General features: G+C 48.1%; 4 protein-coding genes and 1 pseudogene. 2 read left to right on the top strand and 3 right to left on the bottom strand.

Translation table 11 applies throughout. The features are described 5' to 3' along the window. Both RMO84_RS11995 and RMO84_RS11990 read left to right on the top strand, forming a co-directional pair. Positions 1-92 (top strand): annotated as a pseudogene (locus RMO84_RS11995) (DNA starvation/stationary phase protection protein); the annotation flags it as partial. A gap of 80 nt (positions 93-172) precedes the next feature. Continuing rightward, on the top strand, positions 173-793 hold the full coding sequence (locus RMO84_RS11990) for a helix-turn-helix transcriptional regulator (protein WP_310488690.1): 621 nt from the start codon (positions 173-175) through the stop codon (positions 791-793). Positions 794-946: 153 nt separating this feature from the next. On the opposite strand, the gene RMO84_RS11985 is transcribed toward RMO84_RS11990, so the two are convergent. From RMO84_RS11985 to RMO84_RS11975, 3 genes are all read right to left on the bottom strand, one after another. Then, complete coding sequence (locus RMO84_RS11985; RefSeq protein ID WP_310488689.1) at positions 947-1,231, bottom strand: type II toxin-antitoxin system HicB family antitoxin; 285 nt, start codon at positions 1,229-1,231, stop codon at positions 947-949. Between the two features lie 7 nt (positions 1,232-1,238). Next, the gene (locus tag RMO84_RS11980) at positions 1,239-1,487 is read right to left on the bottom strand and encodes a type II toxin-antitoxin system HicA family toxin (protein ID WP_310488688.1); all 249 of its coding nucleotides are present in this window, start codon (positions 1,485-1,487) and stop codon (positions 1,239-1,241) included. A 62-nt stretch (positions 1,488-1,549) separates the two neighbouring features. Then, on the bottom strand, positions 1,550-4,748 hold a 3,199-nt coding region (locus tag RMO84_RS11975), incomplete at its 5' end, for a magnesium chelatase subunit H (protein WP_310488687.1).

The raw sequence follows: 4,748 nt of genomic DNA, 5'->3' as shown, positions 1-4,748 counted from the left end.
CTAGCGACGAACCAACTGCCGATCTACTCACCCAAAGGTTGCAATTGCACGAAAAAACTGCTTGGATGTTGCGCAGTTTACTAGACCAATAATCGATCGATTGTCGGGGCGATCGATTATTGCCCCGATAATTACTTTAGTATCTATCGAAAATTTATAGACAAAGCCGCTCATGGCCGAGGATCGCACTTTAAAGTTACAAGCATTAATGCACAAAGTCGGCATTAATAGCTTCAGAAAATTAGCTAAATTGAGTGGCACATCCGATCGCACAATTCGCAAACTGCGATCGAGTGAGATTGGCACACTGCGCTGGCAAGTATTAGTTCAAATTAGCAGTACGCTGCAAATATCTGTTAACGAACTACTCGATATGTTTGGCGAACAATCTAGCTCTAGTTCGCAACAACAACTAGAACTACTCCAACAAGAATATCAGCATCTCCAGCAAAAACTGCAACAGCAACGGGAGACGCTCCAATCTGAGTTTCAAGCTCAAAGCTTGCAGACATTAGAATCATTTCTGACTTACTTTCCCGCTGCTAAGTATGCAGCAACTAACAACCCGAACTTTCCCGTTAGTAAAATCTTCCCCCTGGTACAATCGGTCGATCGATTACTCGCACAATGGGGCGTCACGACAATTGGTGAAATCGGCACCGAAATTACCTACGATCCTCAATGCCACCAATTAATCGAAGGAACGGCAAATCTCGGCGATCTAGTAACGGTTAGATACAGTGGCTATCGACAAGGTGAAAAACTCATCTTTCGAGCTAAGGTGAGCAATTGAATTGTAATGATAAATCTAGATTAACTACTATATGAGACTTAATCATTCGTCTCAGTTAAGGATAGATTCGCTACAGCCAGAGCAATTTAGATAACAATCTAAAAAGTATATAAACGCTTCTTGAAAGGCTGGTACCACTATTCTTCTTGAAAATTAAGCGATTGAAATCTGTTCCTGCCGCTTGGCTTGATGTTTGGTCGAACTATCTGAATCATCAACTAATAAACCCTTTTCCGAAATTTGTCCATATACTGGTTCTGGAATTTGACGATCGAATTCTATAGCAACTTCAATCCATTCTTGAATTATTACCTGAACATTCTTGATTACTTCTTCATAGGTAGCACCATCAGCCATGCAGCCAGGTAGTTCTGGAACTGCTGCAATAAAAGCTTTATCTGCTTCACTCCAGTAGATAGTGAGATGATATTTCAACATATATTCTCTACCGTCCTAATTGATACTCGATTAATATTGCCCTAATCTGTGCGATCTGGTAGGATTTTGCTTTGCCATCTTGAGGCTGGATGTTAATTGCTTCGGGAATACCTTCTTTGATAAAGATATGATGACTACCTTTAATTCGGAGTTCAAATCCTAAAAATTCTAATAAATTGCATAAAGAGTCAAAAGAAATATTATTGTCAGATTCTCCTAAAATAATCTTCTCTAACAGCTTATCTCTTTTACTCACGACTTGTTATTGACAATTATAACGACTAAAGCAGGGGTTGTCCCCTGCTCTAACGATGCTATCTACTCAACACCTTCAATTCGGTCTTCAACTTCTTGATAGAGGTCGCGGAGCTTATCGAGATTCTCTGCACTAGTCTCCCAATAACCGCGTCCATTGACTTCCAACAGCGTCGAAACAATCTTACGGAACGAGTTAGGATTGAGATCCATCAAGCGTTTGCACATGTCTGCATCCTTGATGAAAGTGTCATTGGTTTCCTCATAAACCCAATTATCCACAGCACCTGCTGTCGCACTCCAACCGCTGGTATTGACCAAGCGTTTCGAGAGTTCGCGGACGCCTTCATAACCGTGGGAGAGCATTCCCTCGTACCATTTCGGGTTGAGCAGCTTGGTACGTGCGTCGAGGCGGACGGTTTCTGAGAGGCTGCGAACTTGGGCGTTGGCGGTGGTGGTGTCAGCGATAAAGGAAGAGGGCATTTTGCCGTCATCCCGTAACTTGGCGACGATTTTGGTGGGGTCTGAGTCGTAGTAGTGGGATACGTCGGTCAGACTGATTTCCGAGGAGTCGAGGTTTTGGAAGGTGACTTCGGCAGTCTTGAGAGTAGTTTCAAAGATCTGACGGGCGTTGTCCATCACGCCAGGATTGTCGGAGTTGAAGGCGAAGGATTTGCGGTTGAGGTACATCTCTTGCAATTCGCCTTCGTTATCCCAGGTGCCGTTTTCAACTGCGAGGTTGACGTTGGAGGAGTATGAGCCGGAGGCGTTGGAGAAGACGCGGGTGGCGGCTTGACGCAGGTTGATCCCCATCTCTTCGGCTTGGGCTAAGGCATGTTTGCGGATGAAGTTCATTTCGAGGGGTTCATCGGCTTCGGCGGCCATTTTCACGGCTTGGTCGAGGAGATTCATCTGGTTGATGAACAGGTCGCGGAAGACACCGGAACAGTTGATGACGACATCGATGCGGGGGCGACCGAGTTCTTCGAGGGGGATCATATGGAGTTTGTTGATCCGACCGAGGGCATCGGGGACGGGTTTGACACCGACCATCCACATGATTTGGGCGAGGGATTCGCCGTAGGTTTTGATATTGTCGGTACCCCAGAGGACACAGGCGATCGTTTCGGGATATTTACCACCATTTTCCCGCATTTGCCGATCGAGTAACCTGTCCACTACCACTTTCGCAGATTTTACTGCGGCTTCGGTGGGGATAGATTGCGGATCGAGGGCGTGCATGTTCTTACCTGTGGGTAAGACATCGGGGTTACGAATCGGGTCGCCACCTGGCCCTGGGAGGATATATTCACCGCCCAAACCTTGCAGAAGGGCTGCGAGTTCGTTATCGGCACAAACCTGTTTGAGGCAAAATTCGAGGTAAGCGAAGAGGGGTTTGATTTCTTCGAGGTTGACTTGTTTGTAGCCAGATGCGTAGAGAGATTCGACCCACGCTTCTTTTGGCCCCATGTTGAATAAGTTCAACCGCGCGACGAGGGAAATGCGACCTTCATCGTTGACTTGGGGCGATACTATTGCTGTCACTGCAGCGCGGACGGCCATCGTGATATCTTGCAACAGTTGGACATCTTCGAGGATACCGCGATCGTTATTTTGATAAACCTCTTCGAGGCTACGTCCGATACTGTCGGTAATGATGCGGGGTAAACCTTTGAGTCCTTCTTCTTCACGATCGAGTGATGCGATATTGACCAGAGTGGCGATCGCTTCTTCGGCTGTGGGTGGTTTACCAACTACGTGCAATCCGCAGGGCAGGAGGCGCGATTCAATTTCCATCAGGCGGCTATAGACAGCCCCAACGATGTTATCGCGGACTTCAATTTCCATCGTGCCAGCATCGACATCGGGCAGTTCGACATCTTTGTCGAGGTTACAAATCCGCGCTTTGTCCATAATTGTATTCACAATTTGGACGCCGCGACCGCTATCGCGCAGTGATTGGTAGGAACCGACGAGTTCGCCAAGTTCTTGTAAACCTCGGTAAAGTCCCGCGTTTTCCGCTGGGGGCGTGAGGTAAGAAATTGTTTCGGCGTAAGAGCGACGTTTGGCAATTGTTGCTTCGCTGGGATTATTCGCTGCGTAGTAGTAGAGGTTGGGAATATTTCCAATCAAACTATCGGGGAAACATTCGTTCGACATTCCCATTTGCTTCCCAGGCATGAATTCGAGCGAACCGTGGGTACCAAAGTGCAATACTGCATCAGCTTCCCAAACTTTCTCTAGATACGTATAGTAAGCTGCGAAACCGTGGTGCGGACTAGCGGAACGGGAGAATAACAACCGCATTGGGTCGCCTTCATAACCGAAGGTTGGCTGCACGCCGATGAAGATATTCCCGAAATGTTTACCGTAGATTACCAGATTTTGACCGTCGCTATTGAGATTACCTGGTGGTGGCCCCCAGCTTTCGTGGAGTTTTTCGGAGTAAGGAGTCAGTGCTTCGTATTCGGGCACGGACATCCGATAGGCGACGTTCAGTTCGGGACTATTATATTGAGCTTGAGCGTCGTGAATTACTGCTTCAAGTAGCTCTTTTGAAGATGCTGGCATGTCCTGAACGTCATAGCCGTCTTTTTTCATGCCCTGCATGACTTCAAAGATCGACCCAAATACGTCTAAATAAGCGGCGGTACCGACGTTACCTTTATCGGGTGGGAAACTGAAGACCGTAATTGCTACTTTCTTTTCGACTTTGGCTTTGCGGCGTAGATTCGCCCACTTCATTGCCCGTCCCGCGATCGCTTCGATCCGGTCTTGGAGGGCGATCGCGCGGCCAGTAGTACCGTCGCGACCTGATAAGATGATCGGCTCGATCGCGCCATCCAACTCAGGAATCGCAATTTGTAAAGCTACTTGAATCGGGTGTAAACCGAGGTCGCTTTCTTCCCACTCTTCAGTGGTTTGGAAGACTAATGGCAGTGCCACCATATAGGGACGATTCAACCGCTTGAGCATGTCGATCGCTTTGGGATGATCCTGCCGTGCGGGGCCACCAACCAGTGCAAATCCGGTTAGGGAGATGACTGCATCGACGATCGCTTCGGTTTTGGCGATCGGGTCGAAGAAGTAGGCTTCCAGCGGCTTGGAGAAGTCTAGACCACCTGCAAATACCGGAATTACCCGTGCGCCCATTGCTTCGAGTTCCTGCACCATCGCGACATAATGTGCGGCATCGCCCGTGACGATGTGGGTGCGCTGCAATACCAGACCGATGCAGGGTGCGTTGGGGTCTTTACGATCG

The organism is Chamaesiphon sp. VAR_69_metabat_338, assembly GCF_031423935.1.
Lineage (GTDB): Bacteria > Cyanobacteriota > Cyanobacteriia > Cyanobacteriales > Chamaesiphonaceae > Chamaesiphon.
Note: the sequence above shows the minus strand (reverse complement) of the source record. Positions and strands in the feature narration are given on the sequence as shown.

Bases quoted from the DNA above. Each gene is read 5' to 3' on its own strand.
- RMO84_RS11990 (WP_310488690.1), top strand. From the start codon at position 173: ATGGCCGAGGATCGCACTTTAAAGTTACAAGCATTAATGCACAAAGTC.
- RMO84_RS11985 (WP_310488689.1), bottom strand. From the start codon at position 1,231: ATGTTGAAATATCATCTCACTATCTACTGGAGTGAAGCAGATAAAGCT.